Source organism: Streptomyces sp. BR123 (assembly GCF_013401435.1).
GTDB lineage: Bacteria > Actinomycetota > Actinomycetes > Streptomycetales > Streptomycetaceae > Streptomyces.
This window is the reverse complement of sequence record NZ_JACBGN010000455.1, coordinates 1-3,785: the sequence shown is the minus strand read 5'-3', so window position 1 is coordinate 3,785 and position 3,785 is coordinate 1. Positions and strand designations below refer to the sequence as shown.

The 3,785-nt window shown below is 71.9% G+C and carries 1 protein-coding gene; it reads left to right on the top strand.

Annotation, left to right across the window (positions count from 1 at the left end; translation table 11 throughout):
• The first annotated feature begins 391 nt into the window (after positions 1 to 391).
• Complete coding sequence (gene ileS, locus HYE82_RS34870) at positions 392 to 3,538, top strand: isoleucine--tRNA ligase (RefSeq protein ID WP_179178235.1); 3,147 nt, start codon at positions 392 to 394, stop codon at positions 3,536 to 3,538.
• The last annotated feature ends 247 nt before the right edge of the window (positions 3,539 to 3,785 follow it).

The following is a 3,785-nucleotide window of genomic DNA, read 5'->3' as shown; positions in this document are numbered from 1 at the left end:
GCCCCGCAGGGGCCGGGCCCGTGCCCCCGCCGCACCCCGCGGAAAACCGGTCTGCCGGGGCCGCCCCTGCCCCGTACACTGGGCCCAGCGAAAGGCATGGACGGGGACGAGTAGCGTCGGACGCAGCCGTGAGCGACCCGGGGACGGTGAGAGCCCGGGGGCGAGCGCGACGTGAAGGATCACCCCTGAGCCGCCGGAAGAAAGCCGCCACGGGGCCACCCGGAGCCCGTGCGGCGAGTAGAACCGGCTTCGCACCCCAATGAGGGGGCCGCCGGACCCGTCCGGTGGCCAAGGAGGGTGGTACCGCGGGAGCGCGTCCTCGACGAAGGAGGCGGCGTCTCTCGTCCCTCCGGACGGAAGCGCCACACCGCCGGAGGAAGAGTTCAGCCTCATGACCACACCGCCGCAGTACCGCCCGGTACCCGCCCAGGTCGACCTGCCCGCCCTGGAACACGCCGTTCTCGAGTTCTGGCGCGAGAACAAGACCTTCGCCAAGACCCTGGAGCAGTCCGAGGGCCGCCCCGAGTGGGTCTTCTACGAGGGCCCGCCCACCGCGAACGGCATGCCCGGCGCGCACCACATCGAGGCCCGCGTCTTCAAGGACGTCTTCCCCCGCTTCCGCACCATGCGGGGCTACCACGTGGCCCGCAAGGCCGGCTGGGACTGCCACGGCCTGCCCGTCGAGCTCGCCGTCGAGAAGGAACTCGGCTTCAACGGCAAGCAGGACATCGAGGCCTACGGCATCGCCGAGTTCAACGCCAAGTGCCGCGAGTCCGTGACCCGCCACACCGACGCGTTCGCCGAGCTCACCACCCGCATGGGCTACTGGGTCGACCTGGACGACGCGTACCGGACCATGGACCCCGAGTACGTCGAGTCGGTCTGGTGGTCGCTGAAGGAGATCTTCAACAAGGGCCTGCTCGTCCAGGACCACCGCGTCGCCCCCTGGTGCCCGCGCTGCGGCACCGGCCTGTCCGACCACGAGCTGGCCCAGGGCTACGAGACCGTCGTCGACCCCTCGGTCTACGTGCGCTTCCCGCTGACCTCCGGCCCGCTCGCCGGCGAGGCCGCCCTCGTCGTGTGGACCACCACCCCGTGGACCCTGGTCTCCAACACCGCGGTGGCCGCCCACCCCGAGGTCACGTACGTCGTCGCCACCGATGGCGAGGAGAAGCTGGTCGTCGCGCAGCCGCTGCTGGAGAAGGCCCTCGGCGAGGGCTGGGAGACCACCGGCCAGACCTTCACCGGCAGGGAGATGGAGCGCTGGACCTACCGGCGCCCCTTCGAGCTGGTGCCCTTCGACGCCCCCGCCCACTTCGTGGTCAACGCGGACTACGTCACCACCGAGGACGGCACCGGTCTGGTCCACCAGGCTCCCGCCTTCGGTGCCGACGACCTCGCGGTCTGCCGCGCGTACGGCCTGCCCGTCGTGAACCCGGTCCGCCCCGACGGCACCTTCGCCGAGGAGGTCCCGCTCGTCGGCGGCGTCTTCTTCAAGAAGGCCGACGAGCGCCTCACCGCCGACCTCGACGCCCGCGGCCTGCTCTTCAAGCACTTCGCCTACGAGCACAGCTACCCGCACTGCTGGCGCTGCCACACGGCGCTGCTCTACTACGCGCAGCCGTCCTGGTACATCCGCACCACCGCCGTCAAGGACGCGATGCTGCGGGAGAACGAGAAGACCAACTGGTTCCCGGAGTCGGTCAAGCAGGGCCGCTTCGGCGACTGGCTCAACAACAACATCGACTGGGCGCTGTCCCGCAACCGCTACTGGGGCACCCCGCTGCCCATCTGGCGCTGCGAGGAGGGCCACCTCACCTGCGTCGGCTCCCGCGCCGAACTGTCGGAGCTGTCCGGCCAGGACCACTCGGCCCTGGACCCGCACCGCCCCTACATCGACGACGTGACCTTCTCCTGCACGGCCGAGGGCTGCTCGCAGACCGCGGTCCGCGTCCCCGAGGTCATCGACGCCTGGTACGACTCGGGCTCGATGCCGTTCGCGCAGTGGGGCTACCCGTACAAGAACAAGGAGCTGTTCGAGAAGCGCTACCCGGCGCAGTTCATCTCCGAGGCCATCGACCAGACCCGCGGCTGGTTCTACACGCTGATGGCCGTCGGCACGCTCGTGTTCGACAAGTCCTCGTACGAGAACGTCGTCTGCCTGGGCCACATCCTGGCCGAGGACGGCCGCAAGATGTCCAAGCACCTGGGCAACATCCTCCAGCCGATCCCGCTCATGGACCAGCACGGCGCCGACGCGGTGCGCTGGTTCATGGCGGCCGGCGGCTCGCCGTGGGCGGCCCGCCGCGTCGGCCACGGCACCATCCAGGAGGTCGTCCGCAAGACGCTCCTCACCTACTGGAACACGGTCGCCTTCCAGGCCCTGTACGCCCGCACCTCGAACTGGGCGCCGACCGCCGCCGACCCGGCGCCGGCCGACCGCACGGTGCTGGACCGCTGGCTGCTCTCGGAGCTGCACACGCTGGTCGGCGAGGTCACGGACGCCATGGAGGCGTACGACACCCAGCGCGCCGGCAAGCTGCTGTCCGCCTTCGTGGACGACCTGTCCAACTGGTACGTGCGCCGGTCGCGCCGCCGGTTCTGGCAGGGCGACAAGGCGGCGCTGCGCACCCTGCACGACGTGGTCGAGACCGTCACCCGCCTGATGGCCCCGCTCACCCCCTTCATCGCGGAGCGGGTGTGGCAGGACATGGTCGTCCCGGTCACCCCGGACGCGCCCGAGTCCGTGCACCTGACCTCGTGGCCCGAGGCGGACTCCTCGCTCGTGGACCCGGTCCTGTCCCAGCAGATGCTGCTGGTGCGCCGCCTGGTCGAGCTGGGCCGTGCCACGCGCGCCGAGTCCGGGGTCAAGACCCGCCAGCCGCTCTCGCGGGCGCTGGTCGCGGCCGGCGGCTTCGAGGCGCTCTCGGCCGAGCTGCACGCCCAGATCACCGAGGAGCTGAACGTCAGCTCGCTGGCATCGCTGTCCGAGGTCGGCGGCTCGCTCGTCGACACCACGGCGAAGGCGAACTTCCGTGCGCTCGGCAAGCGGTTCGGCAAGGGCGTCCAGGACGTCGCGAAGGCCGTGGCCGCGGCGGACGCGGCGGCGCTGTCGCTCGCCCTGCGCTCCGGCGAGGCCACGGTGGAGGTGAACGGGGAGCCGGTCGCCCTCACCCCGGAGGAGGTCATCATCACGGAGACCCCGCGCGAAGGCTGGTCGGTGGCGTCCGACTCCGGCGCCACGGTCGCCCTGGACCTGGAGATCACCCCCGAGCTGCGGCTCGCCGGCCTGGCGCGGGACGCGATCCGCCTCATCCAGGAGGCCCGCAAGAACTCGGGCCTGGACGTCGCGGACCGGATCGCCCTGCGGTGGTCCGCCGCGGACCCGGAGGTGGTCACCGCCCTGACCGACCACGCCGGGCTGATCGCGGACGAGGTCCTGGCGACGGACTTCGCGCAGGGCGAGGCCGATGCGGCGTACGGTGCCCCGTTCACGGACGAGCCGCTGACCCTCACGTTCCGCCTCCGCAAGGCGTAACCGGCCAACGAAACGGCGCCCCCGGTTCCGGGGGCGCCGTTTCGCGGCCCGCCCGCCACCGCGCAGCACAGCGAACCGGTCACCCACCGGTGCCGCGCCCGCCCGGCCACCGTCCAGCCCGGCCGAGACCCTCCAGCCCGCCCGGCCACCGTCCAGCCCGCCCCGCAGCATGCAGCCCGCCCCGGCAGCATGCAGCCTGCCCCGCACCTTCCAGCCCGCCCCCGGCACCCTTCAGCCGCCCCTGCAC

What these genes read in the sequence shown, in the direction of transcription:
- ileS (WP_179178235.1), top strand. Translation starts at nt 392, where the DNA reads ATGACCACACCGCCGCAGTACCGCCCGGTACCCGCCCAGGTCGACCTG.